Source organism: Pseudomonas aegrilactucae (assembly GCF_019168305.1).
In the GTDB taxonomy this organism is placed as follows: Bacteria; Pseudomonadota; Gammaproteobacteria; order Pseudomonadales; family Pseudomonadaceae; genus Aquipseudomonas; species Aquipseudomonas aegrilactucae.
Window position 1 is genome coordinate 165627 of record NZ_JAHTBI010000010.1, and the last position, 18254, is coordinate 183880.

The following is an 18254-nucleotide window of genomic DNA, read 5'->3' on the forward strand; positions in this document are numbered from 1 at the left end:
GTCAGGCCTTGGCCAGTGACAGTTTCTCGATATCGGCGATGAAGCGCTCCGCCGGCATGGGCTGGCCCAGCAGATAGCCTTGCAGCGAATCACACCCCAGCCGGGTCAGGAAGTCCTGCTGGCGATCGGTTTCCACCCCTTCGGCAACAATCCGCAGCCCCAGTGCCTGGCCCAGTGCCACGATCGCAGAGACGATCGCGGCATCGTCGCTGTCCTGCTCGAGGTCACGTACAAATCCCCGATCGATCTTGAGCTCGTTGGCTGGCAGGCGCTTGAGGTACATCAGGCTCGAGTAACCGGTGCCAAAATCATCGATGGACAAGTCGACCCCCATGTCCGAAAGGCGTTGCAGCACCATCAGGCTGGCGTCGGCATCGCGCATGGCGGTGGTCTCGGTGATTTCCAGGGTCAGGCTGTTGGCGGGCAAGCCGTGGCGCTGCAGCGTGGCGGCGACGCTGTCGACCAGCCCGGCATGGCAGAACTGGATCGCCGACAGGTTTACTGCAATGCGCCAGTCCTTATGCCCCTGGTCCATCCAGATACGCATCTGGCGACAGGCTTCATCCAGCACCCAGTCGCCGATCGGGACGATCAGCCCGGTCTTTTCCGCCAGGGCGATAAAACGGTCCGGCAGCAACAGCCCCTGTTGCGGGTGCTCCCAGCGCAACAAGGCTTCAGCGCCAATGGGGTGACGGCCAACGGCATCGAACTTGGGCTGGTAAAACAGACGGAACTGGCCCTGTTCCAGGCCCATGCGCAGGTCTTGCAGCAGTTGCAGCTGCATGCGCGCGTTGCTGTTCATGGACACATCGAAAAAGCTGTAGGCGTTCTTGCCGGCGCTTTTGGCGTGGTACATAGCCGCGTCTGCGTTGCGCAGCAGCTCCAGCTGATCGCTGCCGTTGCCAGGGTACAGCACGATACCGACGCTGGCGGAGATCTGCAGGCTCTGTTCGGCCACGCGAAACGGTCGCGACACCAGGTTGACCTGCTTGGCGGCAACGCCCACGGCATCCTCCGGCTCGCCCAGTTCGACCAGCAGTACGAATTCATCGCCACCGATGCGCGCCAGGGTGTCCTGGCTGTGCAGGTGCCCCCGCAGGCGCAGCGCGACTTCCTTGAGCAACTGGTCGCCGGTGTGGTGGCCGAAGGCGTCGTTGACCGGCTTGAAACCATCCAGGTCGATGAACATCAGCGCAAAGCCACCACCCTGCTCCGCCACCTTGGCGATTGCCTGGTCGATACGATCTGCCAGCAGCGTACGGTTGGGCAGCCCGGTGAGGGTGTCGTGCAGGGCCAGTTGGGTGAGCTCCTGGTTGGCCAGGGTCAGCGATTGCGCCAGGTCTGCGGTGCGCGCCTCGAGCCGCGCGTCCAGCACCGAAGTCAGCAGCGCCACCGCCAGCACCGCCAGGGTGGTGATCAGCACCAGGTAGTCCAGGCCGTTGCCACTCAAGCCGCCGTCGATGGCACCGCAGAAGCTGCCGTCCGGGAAGCTGGCGGCGGCCATGCCGGTGTAGTGCATGCCGACGATCGCTCCGCCCATCACCACCGCCGCGCCACCGCGGATCTGGCGCACATAGGGCGTGCTGCGGCGCAGGCGGAAGGCAATCCACAAGGCCGCCACCGAGGCGCCCACGGCGATCAGCAACGAGGCAGCGAACAGCAGCGGGTCGTACTCGATGCCAGGCTGCATCTGCATGGCGGCCATGCCGGTGTAATGCATGCAACTGATGCCCGCGCCCATGATCAGCGCGCCCAGCGCCAGTACCCTGGCGGGCAGGCTGGGCTGGCTGACCAGCCATAGTGCAAAGCCCGAAGACAGCACTGCGATCAACAGCGAGAGCAACGTGAGGGTGAGGTCGTAGCCCAGCTCGATGGGCAGACTGAAGGCAAGCATGCCGATGAAGTGCATCGACCAGATGCCGGTACCCAGGGCAAACGCGCCACCCACCATCCACAGGTAGGCCGACCGGCCCTTGGCCGTGGCGATCCGACCGGTCAGGTCCAGCGCGGTATAGGACGCCAGGATCGCCACGCACAGCGAAATCAGAACCAGTGATGGAGAGTAACTACCGTTGAGCATGAAGTTCCAAGGCCCGGTGAACGGGCGCTGTCCCGGCCCGGATAAAAGCCGATGATTGTACTCAACCTTTAGCGAAACGCACGGAGTTTCAGCGGCTTCGGGGGTTTTTCTGGCGAATGGCCATTAGCCGGGATCATTGCCTTGCCCCCTTCGCTGGCAAGCCGGCGAAGGGGCCAGTGCAGCCCACCTCAGGGCTCGGGCTTGAACGCCACCTGCTCATCCCACCCGCCACCCAGCGCCGCAATCAGTTGCACGCTGGCCACCAGGCGCCCCTGCAACAGGTTCAACGCGCTGCGCTCGTTGCTAAGCGCCGTGGCCTGCACGTTCACCACGTCCAGGTAACCGATCAGCCCGGCCTTGTACTGGTTCTCGGTCAGGCGCAGCGATTCGCGCGCCGAGGCCAGCGCTTCATCGCGCACCTGCGCCTCGTCGGCATACACCTTCAACTGCACCAGGTAGTTCTCCACTTCCTGGAAACCCACCAGCACGCTCTGGCGGTACTGCGCCACGGTCTGGTCGTACACAGCCTTGGTGCGGTCCACCTCGGCCGAGCGCTTGCCCGCATCGAACAGGGTCATCGCCAGTTGCGGCCCCACCGACCAGAAACGGTTGGGCAAGCTGATCCAGTCGCTGAAGCTGCTACTGCTGTAACCGCCGCTCAGGCTCAGCGTCAGGTCCGGGAAATACGCTGCGCGTGCCACGCCGATGCTGGCATTGGCCGCCATCACCTTGCGTTCGGCCGAGGCAATATCGGGGCGGCGCTCCAGCAACTGCGACGGCAAGGCCAGCGGGATCTGAGGCAACTGCGGTATCTCGGTGCTCGGCGCCAGGGCAAACTCGGCCGGGGCCTTGCCCATCAGTACCGCAATCGCGTTCTCGAACTGCGCACGCTGCCAGATCAGGTCGATCAGGTCAGCCTGGGTGCTCTTGAGCTGGGTCTGCGCCTGGGCCACCGCATCCTTGCCCGAGACGCCGGCACGGTACTGGTTCTGGGTCATGGTCAACGAGCGCTGATACGCCGCCAGCGTCGCTTCGAGCAGGCGTTTCTGCTCGTCGATCACGCGCAACTGCAGGTAATTCTGTACCAGCTCCGACTGCAGGCTCAGGCGAATCGCCGCCAGGTCGGCGAAGCTCGCCTCGGCGCTGGCTTGATCGGCGTTCAGGCCTTCGCGCAGCTTGCCCCACAGGTCCGCTTCCCAGCTCACCCCCAGCTGCGTGCTGTAGGTGTCGCGAATACCGCTACTGTTGTTGCTCAGGCTCGAACTGCTGCTGCCGGTACCCTGGCTGGAGCGGGTCTTGCCTGCGGTCAGGTCCAGGGTCGGGAACAGCGACGCACGCGAGGCACGCACCAGGGTCTGGGCCTGACGGTACTGCGCCTCGTACTGCGCCACCGTCTGGTTGCCAGCGTTGAGCTGCTGCACCAGGCCGTTGAGCCGGGCATCGCCGTACAGCTCCCACCAGGCGCCACGCGCGATTGCGTCCGACGGGTTGGCCGCAGTCCAGCCTTCGGCATGCTTGAACGCTACCGGCTCCGGCGCGGAGGGTCGATGGTAATCAGGGCTCAAGGTACAGGCGCTGAGCATCGCCAGGCACAGTGCGCTGGCCAGCAACCGCGAGCCGCGTGCCGCCAGCACCGGCTGCAGCGAAGGTTGGCAACGTTTGGCAATTGGGGTCATAGCGGGGTTTCCAAGGCAGCATCGGTACGCACGCCGCGCCAGTGGTTGAAGCGATGGCGCAGGCGGTCCAGATAGAGGTAGACCACCGGGGTGGTGTAAAGCGTGAGGATCTGGCTGAACACCAGCCCGCCAATGATGGTCAGGCCCAGCGGCTGGCGCATCTCGGCGCCCTCGGCGCTGCTCAGCAGCAGCGGCAAGGCGCCCAGGATCGCGGCCAGGGTGGTCATCAGGATCGGCCGCAGCCGCAGCAGGCAGGCCCGACGAATCGACTCCTGTGGCGTCAGCCCTTGATGGCGTTCCAGTTGCAGTGCAAGGTCGATCATCAGAATCGCATTCTTCTTCACCACACCGATCAGCAGGAACAGCCCCAGCAGCGAGATCAGGCTGAACTCGCTGCCGACCACGTACAGCGTCAGCAAGGCACCGACCCCGGCCGACGGCAAGGTCGACAGAATGGTCAGCGGATGGATGTAGCTCTCGTACAGAATACCCAGCACCAGGTACACCGCCAGCAAGGCGCCGAGGATCATCCACGGCTGGCCCTGCGCATTCTTGGTGAAGGCATCGCCCGTGCCGCCGAGCTTGGCGATCACGTCCTCGGGCAGGCCGACCTTGGCCACTGCACGTTCCACCGCCGCCAGCGCCTGGTCCTGGCTGACCCCTTCGGCCAGGTCGAAGGAAATGTCTTCGGCGGCAAACTGGCCCTCGTGGCTGACACGGTCTTCGGCCAGGCTGTTCTCGTAGCGCGCGAAGGTCGATAGCGGTACCCGTGCGCCGTCAGCGGTGATCACCTGCACCTGTTCAAGGGTGCGCGGGTCCTGGGCGTACTTGGGATTGACCTCCATCACCACCTGGTACTGGTTGAGGCTGTCGTAGATGGTCGAGATCTGGCGCTGGCTGTAGGCGTTGTTGAGCACCGAGGTGACCATGTTCATGTCGATGCCCAGGCGCTTGGCCTGCTCGCGGTCGACCACCAGGGTCACCTGCTGGGTACCACTGCCCTCGCGGGCATCGATGGCAGTCAGCTCTGGCAGCGCCTTGAGCGCGGCCACCACCTTGGGGTACCACTCGCGCAGCGCAGCCAGGTCCCCGCTCTGCAGGGTATAGAGGAACTGCGAACTGCTCTGCTCGCGGCCACCGCCGAACTGCAGGTCCTGGTCGGCCATCAGGAACAGGCGGCCGCCCGGCACCTTGGGCATTTCCTTGCGCAGGCGCTCGATGATCTTCTGTGCCGATTCCTTGCGCTCCTTGATGGGCTTGAGGCGTACCAGCACCATCGCGTTGTTGATGCCGCTGTTGCCACCGATGAAACCGGCCACGCTTTCCACGGCCGGGTCCTTGAGCAAGGCGCGGCGGTAGATTTCCATCTTCGGCTGCATCACCGCGAACGACAGGCCGTCGTCACCGCGCACAAAGCCCATCAACTGGCCGGTGTCCTGCTGCGGCATGAGGGTCTTGGGCACCACCACGTACAGCCCCACATTGACCACGATGGTCACCAGCAGGCTCAGCAGCGTCAGGCGGCGATGGCGCAGCGCCCAGCCCAGGCTGCGGTCGTAGCCGGCCATCATGCGCTGGTTGAGGCGCTCGCTCCAGCGTTGCAGGCGGGTCTGCTGGCCGGGAGCGTGTGGCTTGAGCCAGCGCGCGCAGAGCATCGGCGTCAGCGTCAGCGACACCACCAGCGAGACGATGATCGCCGCCGCCAGGGTGATGGAAAATTCGCGGAACAGCGATTCGACGATGCCGCCCATGAACAGGATCGAGACGAACACCGCCACCAGCGAGGCATTCATGGCCAGCAACGTGAAGCCGACTTCCTTGGCGCCGAGAAAGGCCGCCTCCAGCGGCTTTACGCCTTCGTCGATATGTCGCGAGATGTTCTCCAGCACCACGATGGCGTCGTCCACCACCAGGCCGGTGGCCAGGATCAATGCCATCAGCGACAGGTTGTTCAGCGAGAAACCGCACAGGTACATCACTGCGAAGGTGCCCACCAGCGACACCGGCACCGCCAGGGTCGGGATCAGCGAGGCACGCAGGTTGCCCAGGAACAGGAACACCACCAGGATCACCAGCGCCACCGCAATCAGCAAGGTGTGCTCGGCTTCCTTGAGGGTGGCCTTGATCACCGGCGAGCGGTCCATGGCCAGGTTCAGTTGCACGCTGGCCGGCATCAGGGCCTGCAGCGATGGCAACTGCTCCTTGATGTTGTCGATGGTCTCGATGATGTTGGCGCCGGTCTGGCGGTTGATCACCAGCAGTACCGCCTCCTTGTCGTTGAAGAAACCGCTGTTGTAGCGGTTCTCGACGCCATCGGTGACCTTGGCCACATGGCTCAGGCGCAGCACCGAGCCATCCTGGTAACGGATCACCAGCGGGCCGTAGTCCTTGGCTTTCTCCAACTGGTCGTTGGCCTGCACCTGCCAGCTGCGCTCGGCGTCCTCGACAAAGCCCTTGGGCCGGCGCACGTTGGCGTTGGCGATGGTCTGGCGCACATCGTCCAGGCTCACGCCGTACTGGTTGAGCAGTTGCGGTTCGAGCTCGATACGCACCGCAGGCAGTGAACTGCCGCCAATCTGCACCTCACCCACCCCCGGCACCTGCGACAGGCTCTGCGACAGAATGGTCGACGCCAGGTCATACAGCTGGCCCTTCTGCAGCACGTCGGAGGTCAGTGACAGCACCATGATCGGTGCCTGGGCCGGGTTGAACTTGTTGTAGGTGGGCATGCTTTTCATGCCACTGGGCAGCAGGTTGCGCGTGGCGTTGATGGCCGCCTGCACCTCACGGGCAGCGCCATCGATGTCGCGCCCCATGTCGAAGCCCAGGATCACCCGCGTGGAGCCCTGGCTGGAACGGCTGGTCAGGGTGGTGACCCCGGCAATGCTGCCCAGCGAACGCTCCAGCGGCGTGGCCACGGTAGACGCCATCACCTCGGGGCTGGCGCCCGGCAGGTTGGCCGAAACCACGATTACCGGGAAGTCCATCTGCGGCAGCGGCGCCACCGGCAGCAGGCCGAAGCTGACACCGCCCAGCAGCATGATCGCCAGGCTCAGCAGCATGGTCGCCACCGGGCGACGGATAAACGGGCCCGAGAGGTTCATGCGTCGGCCTGTTGCGCGTCAGGCTGACGGCGCCAGCGGCGCGCCAGACGGTCGAAGTACAAGTAGATCACCGGCGTGGTGAACAGCGTCAGCACCTGGCTGACCAGCAACCCGCCTACCATGACCAGGCCCAGCGGCTGACGCAGCTCGGCACCGGAGCCGGTGGCGAGCATCAACGGCACCGCACCGAACAGCGCCGCCAGGGTGGTCATCAGGATCGGCCGGAAGCGCAGCAACGCTGCCTGGTAGATCGCGGTCTGCGGGTCCATGCCCTGGTTGCGTTCGGCCTCCAGCGCGAAGTCGATCATCATGATCGCGTTCTTCTTGACGATACCGATCAGCAGGATGATGCCGATGATCGCGATCATGCCCAGGTCGTTGCCGCTGAGGATCAGCGCGAGCAATGCGCCGACGGCTGCCGACGGCAAGGTCGAAAGGATGGTCACCGGGTGGATATAGCTCTCGTAGAGCACGCCCAGCACGATGTACATGGTCACCACCGCCGCCAGGATCAGCAGCAAGGTGCTCGACAGCGAGGCCTGGAACGCCTCGGCAGCGCCCTGGAAGCGCGTCTGCACGCCCAGCGGCATGCCGATCTGCTGCTGCACCTGCTCGATGACCTTGACGCCCTCGCCCAGCGACACCCCTTCGGCCAGGTTGAACGACATCATCACCGCCGGGAACTGGCCAATGTGCGCGATTGCCAGTTGCGCCTGGCGCTGCTCCACATGGGCCAGGCTCGACAGGCGCACCTGCGCGCCGTCGGTGGTCTTGACGTAGATCTGGTCCAGTACCTTGGGCCCAAGGTCCGCCGCGGCGGCAGCTTGCAGCACCACACGGTACTGGCTGGCCTGAGTGTAGATGGTCGAGATCTGGCGCTGGCCGAAAGCGTCGTACAGCGCGTTGGTGATCTCCGACACGTTGATGCCCAGGCGGCTGGCGGCATCGCGGTCGATCACCAGGAACACCTGCAGGCCCTTGTCCTGCAGGTCGCTGGCCACATCGGTCAGCTCGGGGCGATCGTGCAGCGCGTCCACCAGCTTGCCGCTCCATAGCGCGAGCAGCTCGGCATCCGGCGACGACAGGCTGAACTGGTATTGCGTACGGCTGACGCGGTCTTCGATGCTCAGGTCCTGCACCGGTTGCATGAACAGGCGAATACCCACCAGCTTGTCCAGTTGCGGCTGCAGGCGGCTGATCACCTGCGCGGCGGTCACGTCGCGCTCGCCGTGGGGCTTGAGGTTGATCAGCAGGCGCCCGCTGTTGAGCGTGGCGTTGTCGCCATCCACGCCAATATAGGAAGACAGGCTCTGTACTGCCGGATCCTTCAGGATCACCCCGCTCAGCGCCTGCTGGCGCTGGCTCATGGCCGCGAACGAAACCGACTGCGGCGCCTCGGAAATACCCTGGATGACCCCGGTGTCCTGCACCGGGAAGAAGCCCTTGGGCACCACCAGGTACAGCAGCACGGTAAGGCCCAGGGTGGCTAGCGCCACCAGCAACGTCAGCGGCTGGTGGCGCAGCACCCACTGCAGGCCGCGGCCATAATGGCCGATCATCCAGTCGATCCACGCACCGCTGGCACGGTAGAAGCGGCCCTGCTCCTCTTCCTTGGGCTCGCGCTTGAGCAGGCGCGCGCACATCATTGGCGTGAGGGTCAGCGAAACCACCAGGGAAATCAGGATCGCCACCGCAAGGGTAATGGCGAATTCGCGGAACAGCCGCCCTACCACGTCGGCCATGAACAGCAGCGGGATCAGTACCGCGATCAGCGAGAAGGTCAGCGAGATCAGCGTGAAGCCGATCTGGCGGGCGCCCTTGAGCGCCGCCTGCATCGGCGTCTCACCCTCTTCGATGTGCCGCGAGATGTTCTCCAGCATCACGATCGCATCGTCCACCACAAAGCCGGTGGCGATGGTCAGGGCCATCAGCGTCAGGTTGTTGATCGAAAAGCCGGCCAGGTACATCACGCCAAAGGTGCCGATCAACGACAGCGGCACGGCGATCGAAGGAATGATCGTGGCGCTGACCCGGCGCAGGAACAGGAACGTCACCAGCACCACCAGCACGATGGCGATCAGCAACTCGTGCTGCACGTCCTTGACCGAGGCGCGGATGGTCTGGGTACGGTCGGTCAGCACCACCACGTCCAGGCCAGCGGGCAGGTTGTCGGTGATCGACGGCAGCAGCGCCTTGATCCGGTCGACCACCTCGATGACGTTGGCGCCGGGCTGGCGCTGAATGTTCAGCAGTACGGCCTGGCTCTGGTTGGCCCACGCCGCGAGGCGCTCGTTCTCGGCACCATCGACGATCTCGGCGACGTCCTTCAGGCGCAGAGGCGCTCCGTTGTTGTAGGCCAGGATCAGGTTGGCGTATTCCTCGGGGGAACGCAGCTGGTCGTTGGCATCGAGCATCGACACCCGCGTCGGGCCGTCGAAGTTGCCCTTGGGCTGGTTGACGTTGGAAGCACCGATCAGGGTGCGCACGTCGGCCAGGTTGAGCCCGGCCGAGGCCAGGGCCTCGGGGTTGACCTTGATGCGCACGGCCTGGCGCTGGCCGCCGGCGATACTGACCATGCCCACGCCGCTGATCTGCGCGATCTTCTGCGCCATGCGGGTGTCGACCAGGTCGTTGAGCTTGGGCAGCAACATGGTCCTGGAGGTGATGGCCAGGGTCAGTACCGGGGTATCGGCCGGGTTGACCTTGTTGTACACCGGGGGCGCCGGCAGGTCGCTGGGCAGCAGGTTGCTGGCCGCGTTGATCGCCGCCTGCACCTGCTGCTCGGCCACGTCCATGTTCATTTCGAGGTTGAAGCGCAGGGTCAGTACCGACGCACCGCCCGAGCTGGTCGAGGCCATCTGGGTGAGCCCGGGCATCTGCCCGAACTGGCGCTCCAGCGGCGCGGTGACCGCGCTGGTCATCACCTGCGGGCTGGCGCCCGGATACAGGGTGATGACCCGGATGGTCGGGTAGTCGACCTGGGGCAAAGCCGCCACGGGCAGCAGCTTGTAGGCGATCAGGCCAGCCAGCACGATGGCCAGCATGCTCAGCGTGGTGGCGACCGGGCGGAGAATGAAGAGCCGCGAAAGGTTCATGCGCCAGCCTTGCCCTGCTCGCCCGGCGTGGCCGAGAGGTCTTTCTTGTCCTGGCCCTGCAGGTGCTGGCCGGGCGTGGTGGGAACTTCGCTGCTGTCATCGACCACTTCGACGTCGCTGCCATCACGCAGGCGGTCGGTGCCTTCGAGCACCACGCGGTCGCCCTTGGCCAGGCCTTCCTTGACCACGGTCAGCTCACCATCGCTGGCGCCCAGCGTGAGGCTGCGGATACGCACCTTGTTCTCGCCGTCCAGCACATAGGCAAAGGTGCCGTTGGTGCCGAACTGCATTGCCGCCGAAGGTGCCAGTACGGCGTCCTTGAGCGTATCGGCCAGCAGCCGTACGTTGACAAACTGGTTGGGGAACAGCATTTCATCCTGGTTCTGGAAGCTGGCCTTGAACTTCAGGGTGCCGGTGGTGGTGTCGATCTGGTTGTCCAGGCTGCTGAGCACCCCGACCGACAGCTGCTGGGTGTCGCCGCGGTCCCACGCCTGCACCGGCAGCTGCGCCCCGCTGCGGTAGCGTGCAAGCACCGTGGTCAGCTCGGTTTCAGGCAAGGTGAACGCCACGGTGATCGGCTGGGTCTGGGTGATCACCACCAGCGCGGTGGTGTCGTTGGCCGCAACCAGGTTGCCGACATCCAGCTGACGCAAGCCCAGGCGCCCGCTGATCGGCGCACGAATCCTGGTGAAGTCGAGGTTGAGCCTGGCATCGCCGACCGCCGCCTGGTTGGTCTTGATCGTGCCCTGGTACTGGGCGACCAGTGCGGCCTGGGTGTCGAGGGTCTGCTTGGCGATACTGTCTTCGACAAACAACCCTTTATAGCGTTGCAGGTCGATCTGGGCGTTCTTCAACTGCGCCTGATTCTGCGCCAGGGTGCCTTCGGCCTGCTGCAAGGCGATCTGATAGCTGCGCGGGTCGATTTCGGCCAGCAGGTCGCCAGCCTTGACGCGCTGGCCTTCCTTGAAGTGGACCTTGACCAGTTCGCCCGCCACGCGGCTGCGCACGTTGACCGTATTGGTCGCGGTGACCGTACCCAACGCCTTGTAGTACAGCGGGAAGTCGCCCACCGTAGCCGGTGCGACACGGACCGGCACCGGGCCGCCAAAGGCACCGAAACCTGGGCGCCCCCCGCCGGGCTTGCCACCGGCCGCGCCCTTGTCTGGCTGCGATGATGGCCACAGCCACCAGCACAGGCCGGCAACCACCAGCAGAACCAGCAGGCTCAGCAGCCAGCGACGAGAGTGACGGGGACGGGCGGTTTGCATCGGTTGGTCGGCCATTGTGCGGGGAAACTTCTCTTGAGGAGGCTGAACGATAAGCAGTAGAGCGGTTTAAGCAAAGCGCCTTTACCGGCTATTTACCTAGAGCTGACGTTGGCAAAGTGCTGAACTATAAATAAAAACGGCCTGGACTAAGGCCAGGCCGTTACAACTTTTTGCAAATTGCCGCAGCCGGTCTGGCCGGCAACGGCTGCGTTGCAAGCTTACTTCAGTACTGCCAGCGCCGCGTCATAGTTCGGTTCTTCAGCGATTTCCTTGACCAGCTCGCTGTGCAGCACCTTGTCGTTCTCGTCCAGCACCACGACTGCACGGGCAGTCAGGCCTTTGAGCGGGCCGTCGGCAATGGCCACGCCGTAGTTCTGGATGAACTCGGCGCCACGCAGGGTGGACAGGTTCGTGACGTTTTCCAGGCCTTCGGCGCCGCAGAAGCGCGCCTGGGCGAACGGCAGGTCGGCCGAGATGCACAGCACCACGGTGTTGGGCAGTTCGTTGGCCTGGCCGTTGAACTTGCGTACCGAAGTGGCGCAGGTCGGGGTGTCGACACTTGGGAAGATGTTCAGCACTTTACGCTTGCCGGCGAAGGACGCCAGGGTCGTGTCGGACAGGTCACCCGCTACCAGGGAAAACGCAGGTGCCTGGGCGCCTGCTTTCGGCAGTTCGCCGTTGACCTGTACCGGGTTGCCTTTGAGAGTCACTTGAGCCATGAGAGAAGTCCTTATGCGGGGGTGAGTAAAGGACCAGAGTTAAGCATGAAAGTGCCCATCCACCTATGGGGGCAGCGATAAATTGTTGAATTGCCAGACAACTTTTGTGGACAACGGCCGGGCAAGGGTGTGGGCCCCTGCCCGGCCCGAGGGTCAGCCGGCCAGCGAGTAGACGATGGCGCTGATGGCCACCAGGCCGACCGCGACCACGAACACGTTGGACATAGCGCCGCTGTACTTGCGCATTGCCGGTACCTTGCGGATGGCGTACATCGGCATCAGGAACAGGATCGCGGCGATCACCGGCCCGCCAAACGACTCGATCATGCTCAGGATGCTCGGGTTGAGCGTGGCCACCACCCAGCAGATCACCAGCATGAACGCGGCAGTGAGACGATCCAGGGTTTTGGCGCCCGGGCGCTTGCCGGTTTTGAGCACCAGCCCCTTGAGGCCCTCGCTGGCACCGATGTAATGGCCCAGGAACGACTTGGCAATCGCGATGAAGGCAATCAGCGGCGCGGCGAACTCGATGGTCGGGTTGCTGAAGTGGTTGGCCAGGTATGACAGGATCGACAGGTTCTGCGCCTTGGCTTCGGCCAGTTGTGCCGGGCTCAGGGTGAGCACGCAGCTGAACACGAAGAACATCACCATGGCCACCATCAGCAGGTGGGCACGCGACAGGATCTGCCCGCTGCGCTCGTCGGCGTGCTCACCGTAGCGACGCTTCTGGTCCACCGCGAACGCCGAGATGATCGGCGAGTGGTTGAACGAGAACACCATCACCGGGATCGCCAGCCACAGGGTGTGCAGGAACGCCGAACCCGATGGCAATTGGGTGGCGGTGGCCAGGATGCCGCCGTTCCAGTGCGGGATCAGGAACACCGCCAGGAACGCCAGGGCCACGATGAACGGGTACACCAGCAGGCTCATGACCTTGACAGTGGCCTGCTCGCCGCAGCGCACGATGGCCAGCAGGCCCAGGATCAGCACGAACGACAGCACGATGCGCGGTGGCGGCGCGATGTGCAACTGGTGCTCCATGAAGCTGCCGACCGTGTTGGTCAGCGCCACGCTGTAGATCAGCAGGATCGGGAAGATGGCGAGGAAGTACAGCAAGGTGATGCAGGCACCGGCGGTGAGGCCGAAATGCTCCTCGACCACGTCGGTGATGTCGGCGCCGTCGCGCCCGGAGAGCACGAAGCGGGTCAGGCCACGGTGCGCATAGTAGGTCATGGGGAACGCCAGCAGCGCCAGGATCAGCAGCGGCCAGAAGCCGCCGAGGCCGGCATTGATCGGCAGGAACAGGGTTCCGGCGCCGATGGCTGTGCCGAACAGGCCCAGCATCCAGGTGGTGTCCTGACGGGCCCAGCTGCCGAGGGCGGCTGGGGTCGATTCAAAGCGTTGCTCAACGCTCGGGGCCTGCTCATTCATCCGGGTGCAACTCCACACGCAAGACTGCAACAGCGCTGGGAGTGGCGGAACAGACGCATCAGCGCACCCCAGCTGTAAAAGAGGGGCGCGATTGTGCGCGCTTTGGTTGCACTTGCAAAGCCCTTGCCGAGGAGTGGTTGCACCTATCGAACAAACACTTGACCGGCAAGGCTGGCTCCTACAGGGCCCGTAGGAGCCAGCCTTGCGGGCGAACAGCCGTTACGCGGTCTGGTGCACCGCCGCAAACGCCTCGGCCACCTGCTTGAGGTTGTCCGGGCGCACGCCCGACATGCACACGCGGCCGCTGTCGATCAGGTACACACCAAACTCGTCACGCAAGCGACGCACCTGCTCCACGCTGAAACCGGTGTAGCTGAACATGCCGCGCTGGCTGAGGAAGAAGTCGAAGTTCTGCCCCGGCAGCAACACCGCCAGTGCATCCACCAGCGCCTGGCGCATGTCCAGGATACGCAGGCGCATGGTGTGCACCTCGGCCTGCCACTGCGCGTTCAGGCCCGCATCGCCGAGCACCGTCGCCACCAGCTGGGCGCCGAAGTTCGGCGGGCTCGAATAGTTGCGACGCACGGTGGCCTTGAGCTGACCAAGCACGCTCTGCGCACTGACGCTGTCGTCACTGACCACCGACAACCCACCCACCCGCTCGCCGTACAGCGAGAAGATCTTGGAGAACGAGTTGCTCACCAGGCTCGGCACGCCGGCACGGGCGAACTCGCGAATGGCATAGGCGTCTTCGGCCAGGCCTTCGCCAAAGCCCTGGTAGGCGATGTCGAGGAACGGGATCAACTCGCGCGCCTTGACCACCTCGATCACCTGTTGCCACTGCGCCTGGCTCAGGTCGACACCGGTTGGGTTGTGGCAGCACGGGTGCAGCAGCACGATGCTGTTGGCCGGCAGGGTCTGCAGGGTGGCCAGCATGCCGTCGAAGTTGACGCCACGGGTGGCGGCGTCGAAGTACGGGTAGGTGTTGACCTTGAAGCCTGCGCCTTCAAAGATCGCGCGGTGGTTGTCCCAGGTCGGGTCGCTGACCCACACTTGCGAATCAGCAAAGTAGCGCTTGAGGAAGTCGGCGCCGACCTTGAGCGCGCCCGAGCCGCCGACCGTCTGCACGGTGGCAACACGCCCCTCGTTCAGCGCCGGATGCCCGGCACCGAACAGCAGGGTCTGGATGGCTTGACGGTAGCTGCCCAGGCCTTCCATCGGCAGGTACAGCGAGGCTTCATGGGGTTGGTCGGCCAGGCGCTTTTCTGCCTCGCCTACCGCCGCCAGCTGCGGCACCACGCCGTCGGCGTCGTAATACAGGCCGATACTCAGGTTGACCTTGTTGGCGCGCGGGTCGGCCTTGAAGGTCTCCATCAGGGAGAGAATCGGGTCGCCGGCATAGGCATCGACATGTTTGAACACAGCGTGCAGCTCCTTGGGTCTGGGCAAATCGTAAAGGACTGTGTCGAGGATACCTGTAGCCGCGCCGAAGGAACATGACCTCTGGTGCAACTGATCCGTGCAGTCCTGCACGCCCGGTGCACTGGCCGGCCATGCCAGCCAGCCTTCGGTGAATGCCAGGTACAACAGTGCGCACACATTCGGCGTGGCGGTCTTGCCGAGCATATTGCGCCGATGCGTGCGCGCTGTCTGGTCACTGATACCCAACACCCGGGCCAGCTGCTTGTCGCTCAGCCCCTGCGCCAGGCAGCCCAGCACGTGCTGTTCGCGTGCTGACAACGGCGCCGCCGACTGCCCCTGACTGGCCTGCAGGTGAGGGCTGTGCCCAGGCACAGGAAGATCGCCACCAGCGCACTGGCTTTGCCGACCTCGAGTTTGCGAAGCAAATTTTCGCGGTGCTTGCGCGCCGTAGAAAAAGCGATGGACAACTGCTGGGCGACTTCCCGATCGGTCAATCCACGTACAACCAACGACAACACCACCGTTTCCTGGTGGCTCAATCGCATGTTCCGTCCCTGAACTGGTGGCCTTGGCGAAGCCTAGGAGTTGCGCCCTCCCCTGTAAAGCCAAGCCCGCCCCCCTTGTGCCTACCGCATTTGCCGAATGTTCCTGCACCGACACCGGCCCGATGATTCAACTGCCGACGTAGTTCACCCGGTGGTCGACGGCAGGGAATGTCGTTGCGAGTCGCAGTTCGGTCGATTCGAACCCTCAATGGAAAAGGAATACACATCATGAACTGGAACCGCTCGTTCACCGATCTGATCCGCACCGGCCGCGCCGCCTACTGGGGCAACTGGACCCTGGACCAGAAGCTCAAGGTCGGCAGCGTAGGCTTCGTGTCGCCCGATAACGGCGACTTCACCCTGGTCCAGGAGCAGGCACCGGGCCTTACCGTCAGCACCCGCAATGCGCCCAACCAATGGAAACTCTCCTCAAGCAATGTGAAGCGCAGCCAGAGCAGCGTGGCACTGGACGGTTCGGCCACCGACCCGGAGACCGGCACCAAGATCACCGCCGGCACCGAAGTGAAGTGGGATTTCGCCTCCACCGGTTCGATCGCCTCGGAGTTCGGTATCGCCTCGGAGGCGTATCTGGCCGACCTCACCGTGCTGACCCGGCCCGACACTCTGGCCTGGCTCAAGGACCAGGCCAGCCGCGTCAGCATGGGGTCCAGCAGCGGCATCGCCCAGGGCTTTGGCGTGGTGACCAGCGTGATCTACGCCACCAGCGGCCTGAACGTGGGCTCGCAGGACAACAGCTCGTCGTTCTCGGTGACAGGCTCCGTGGGCGGCGTGCAGGACCTGCTGGCCAGTGCCGACGCCAAGGGCTCGTACGTGTCGACCAACCAGACCAAGAGCGTCGACCAGCACCTGTGGCCGGACAAGGCCAACAGCCTGCCTGCCCAACCGATCCCCATCGCCTACACCTTCGCCTCGTTCGATGGCGAGCTGCTGATCCCCAACTGGATCACGCGCCTGGGCGGGCTGCAGATCCTGTTCAACAACAAGCCCGGTTGCACCTATATCACCAACATCACGCTCGACTACGACACCCCCACGGGCAAGAAAAGCCAGCAGTTTTCGCTCAGCGGCGGCCTGTCCAAGACGGTCGGGAACATCCCGCTCAACGCCACCAACATCAATGCCCAGGTGAAGTTCAAGGGGATGATCAACAGCGACAACTACAGCTTCAGCTGGCCAAGCCCGCTGGGCCAGTGGCTGACCGGCAGTCGCGAGATTCAGATGAACGGGGTGTGGCCTGGCAAGACGTCGGCCAAAGACCTGCAGCACTGACGCCACGCGCAATCAACCTGTTCAGAACGAGGAATACACCATGTGCAACATTACCCCCGACTTCGCGGCCACGCACATTCGCATCATTGGTCCGCGCCAGCACAATGACCGTTACAGCCGCCTCATCGAGCGCGCCACCGTGAGTACCCAAGGCCTGGACCAGGCAATCCCGGATGACAAGGTATTGCAGCAGGCAAAAGCACTGCTGCAAGCGCGACACCCTCGGCCTGACGGGAACCCCGACACCGTGATGTACATGACGATTCAGACACTGGATCAGCTCTGTGCCCAGCTCGGTACATGCTCGCCCAACCAGGAGGATGTGCCGTTCGAAATCCGCATTCCCTACATCGTGACGATGAACAAGGAAAAGAAGTTCGAGCTCTACGACAACGCCTCAGGGTTCAGATACGACGGCAATGCAGCGGGCCACTGCAGTGAGTTCAGCGGCCCCGACAATGACAGCCTGACGAGGGTTGACTATCCCGTCTAACGCGTAAAAAGCTGGACACCTCATCGCCGACACCCTCGGCGGTGAGGCCCTGCGTCAGTCCCCTGCCAACGCCTGCAGCCGCTCGAACTCGTCCACCGTCACGCTCACCCCATCGCGCGCCGACGCCTCACGCTCCCGGTAACGCCGCTCACCTGGCATCCGGTTCAACCCCACCGCCTGCATCTGCTCCACCAGCTCGCGGCTGCGCTCGGCAAAGCGGTTGCCCTGGGCCTTGCTCGGGTCGATCAGGATGATCAATTGCCCGGTCCACGGCGTCTTCGCCCCCGGGTGCTGCGACCAGTCGAACTCGAACGAAAAGTTGCCACCGGTAAGTGCCGCTGCCAGCAGCTCGACCATCATCGACAGTGCCGAGCCCTTGTGCCCGCCAAACGGCAGCAGTGCGCCGCCCTCGAGAATCGCCTGCGGATCGCAGGTCGGCTGCCCTTCCCTGTCCACACCCATCCCTTCGGGCAGTTGCTCGCCCTTGCCCGCAGCAATCTGCACATCACCATGGGCAATGGCACTGGTGGCCATGTCGAACACGATCGGTGCATGCCCGGCACAGGGCGCTGCGAAGGCGATCGGGTTGGTGCCGAACAATGGCTTGCGCGCCCCGTGCGGCACCACGCACGTCATGCTGTTGACCACGCTCAGGGCCACCAGCCCCTCTTCGGCGAAGGGTTCGACATCGGGCCACAAGGCGGCGAAATGGTGCGAGTTGTGAATCGCCAGCACCGCGACCCCGGCGCTGCGCGCCTTCTCTACCAGCAGCGCGCGGGCTGCGGCCAGCGCTGGCTGGGCAAAGCCGCCGTTGGCATCGACGCTGACATAGCCGCTGGCAATGTCCTGCACCTGGGGCACTGCCTTGCCATCGACCCAGCCGCTGGCCAGGGTCGACACATAGGCCGGCATGCGGAACACCCCGTGGCTGTGCGCGCCGTCGCGCTGGGCGCTGGCGCAGTTGGCCGCCAAGGTGCAGGCCACCGTTTCACTGGTGCCATGGCGCACGAAAATCCGCTGCAGCAACAGCTCGAGTTCAGCCTGGGGGATGTGGTGAACAGGTGCAGACATCTGAAGCTCCCTTGTTGAAATTGAAATGCGGACAGCGATCAGCAATCGCAGAACTTTCCT

12 protein-coding genes and 1 pseudogene are annotated in these 18254 nt (G+C 64.2%); 2 read left to right on the plus strand and 11 right to left on the minus strand.

The window, feature by feature from the left end; all coding sequences use genetic code 11:
• Position 1: 1 nt before the first annotated feature.
• From KUO17_RS03970 to KUO17_RS27075, 10 genes and pseudogenes are all read right to left on the minus strand, one after another.
• On the minus strand, positions 2-2080 hold the full coding sequence (locus KUO17_RS03970; RefSeq protein ID WP_217973736.1) for a putative bifunctional diguanylate cyclase/phosphodiesterase: 2079 nt from the start codon (positions 2078-2080) through the stop codon (positions 2-4).
• Between the two features lie 188 nt (positions 2081-2268).
• Positions 2269-3756 (minus strand): efflux transporter outer membrane subunit, encoded by a 1488-nt coding sequence (locus KUO17_RS03975; protein ID WP_217973737.1) that lies wholly within the window; start codon positions 3754-3756, stop codon positions 2269-2271.
• Positions 3753-6860: an efflux RND transporter permease subunit gene (locus KUO17_RS03980; RefSeq protein ID WP_217973739.1), complete on the minus strand. Its 3108-nt coding sequence runs from the start codon at positions 6858-6860 to the stop codon at positions 3753-3755. Before KUO17_RS03980 ends, KUO17_RS03975 begins: the two co-directional genes overlap by 4 nt.
• The gene (locus tag KUO17_RS03985) at positions 6857-9955 is read right to left on the minus strand and encodes an MdtB/MuxB family multidrug efflux RND transporter permease subunit (RefSeq protein ID WP_217973740.1); all 3099 of its coding nucleotides are present in this window, start codon (positions 9953-9955) and stop codon (positions 6857-6859) included. Before KUO17_RS03985 ends, KUO17_RS03980 begins: the two co-directional genes overlap by 4 nt.
• Positions 9952-11223 (minus strand): MdtA/MuxA family multidrug efflux RND transporter periplasmic adaptor subunit, encoded by a 1272-nt coding sequence (locus tag KUO17_RS03990; protein ID WP_217973742.1) that lies wholly within the window; start codon positions 11221-11223, stop codon positions 9952-9954. Before KUO17_RS03990 ends, KUO17_RS03985 begins: the two co-directional genes overlap by 4 nt.
• A gap of 218 nt (positions 11224-11441) precedes the next feature.
• Positions 11442-11942, minus strand: a complete 501-nt coding sequence (tpx, locus tag KUO17_RS03995; RefSeq protein ID WP_217973744.1) for a thiol peroxidase — start codon at positions 11940-11942, stop codon at positions 11442-11444.
• 153 nt (positions 11943-12095) lie between these two features.
• Entirely contained in the window at positions 12096-13373 is a 1278-nt protein-coding gene (locus KUO17_RS04000) for a serine/threonine transporter (protein ID WP_217973745.1), read from the minus strand.
• Positions 13374-13592: 219 nt separating this feature from the next.
• Positions 13593-14795, minus strand: a complete 1203-nt coding sequence (locus KUO17_RS04005; protein WP_341869582.1) for an amino acid aminotransferase — start codon at positions 14793-14795, stop codon at positions 13593-13595.
• A gap of 177 nt (positions 14796-14972) precedes the next feature.
• Positions 14973-15113 (minus strand): annotated as a pseudogene (locus KUO17_RS27070) (response regulator transcription factor); the annotation flags it as partial.
• Entirely contained in the window at positions 15065-15340 is a 276-nt protein-coding gene (locus KUO17_RS27075; RefSeq protein WP_425274823.1) for a response regulator transcription factor, read from the minus strand. The pseudogene KUO17_RS27070 and the gene KUO17_RS27075, both read right to left, overlap by 49 nt.
• Positions 15341-15568: 228 nt before the next feature.
• On the opposite strand from KUO17_RS27075, the gene KUO17_RS04015 reads away from it, so the two are divergent.
• Together KUO17_RS04015 and KUO17_RS04020 are read left to right on the plus strand one after the other, a co-directional pair.
• Positions 15569-16630 (plus strand): hypothetical protein, encoded by a 1062-nt coding sequence (locus KUO17_RS04015; protein WP_217973749.1) that lies wholly within the window; start codon positions 15569-15571, stop codon positions 16628-16630.
• A gap of 40 nt (positions 16631-16670) precedes the next feature.
• On the plus strand, positions 16671-17123 hold the full coding sequence (locus KUO17_RS04020; protein ID WP_217973751.1) for a hypothetical protein: 453 nt from the start codon (positions 16671-16673) through the stop codon (positions 17121-17123).
• Between the two features lie 54 nt (positions 17124-17177).
• On the opposite strand, the gene KUO17_RS04025 is transcribed toward KUO17_RS04020, so the two are convergent.
• Positions 17178-18194 (minus strand): Ldh family oxidoreductase, encoded by a 1017-nt coding sequence (locus KUO17_RS04025; RefSeq protein ID WP_217973752.1) that lies wholly within the window; start codon positions 18192-18194, stop codon positions 17178-17180.
• Between the last annotated feature and the right edge of the window lie 60 nt (positions 18195-18254).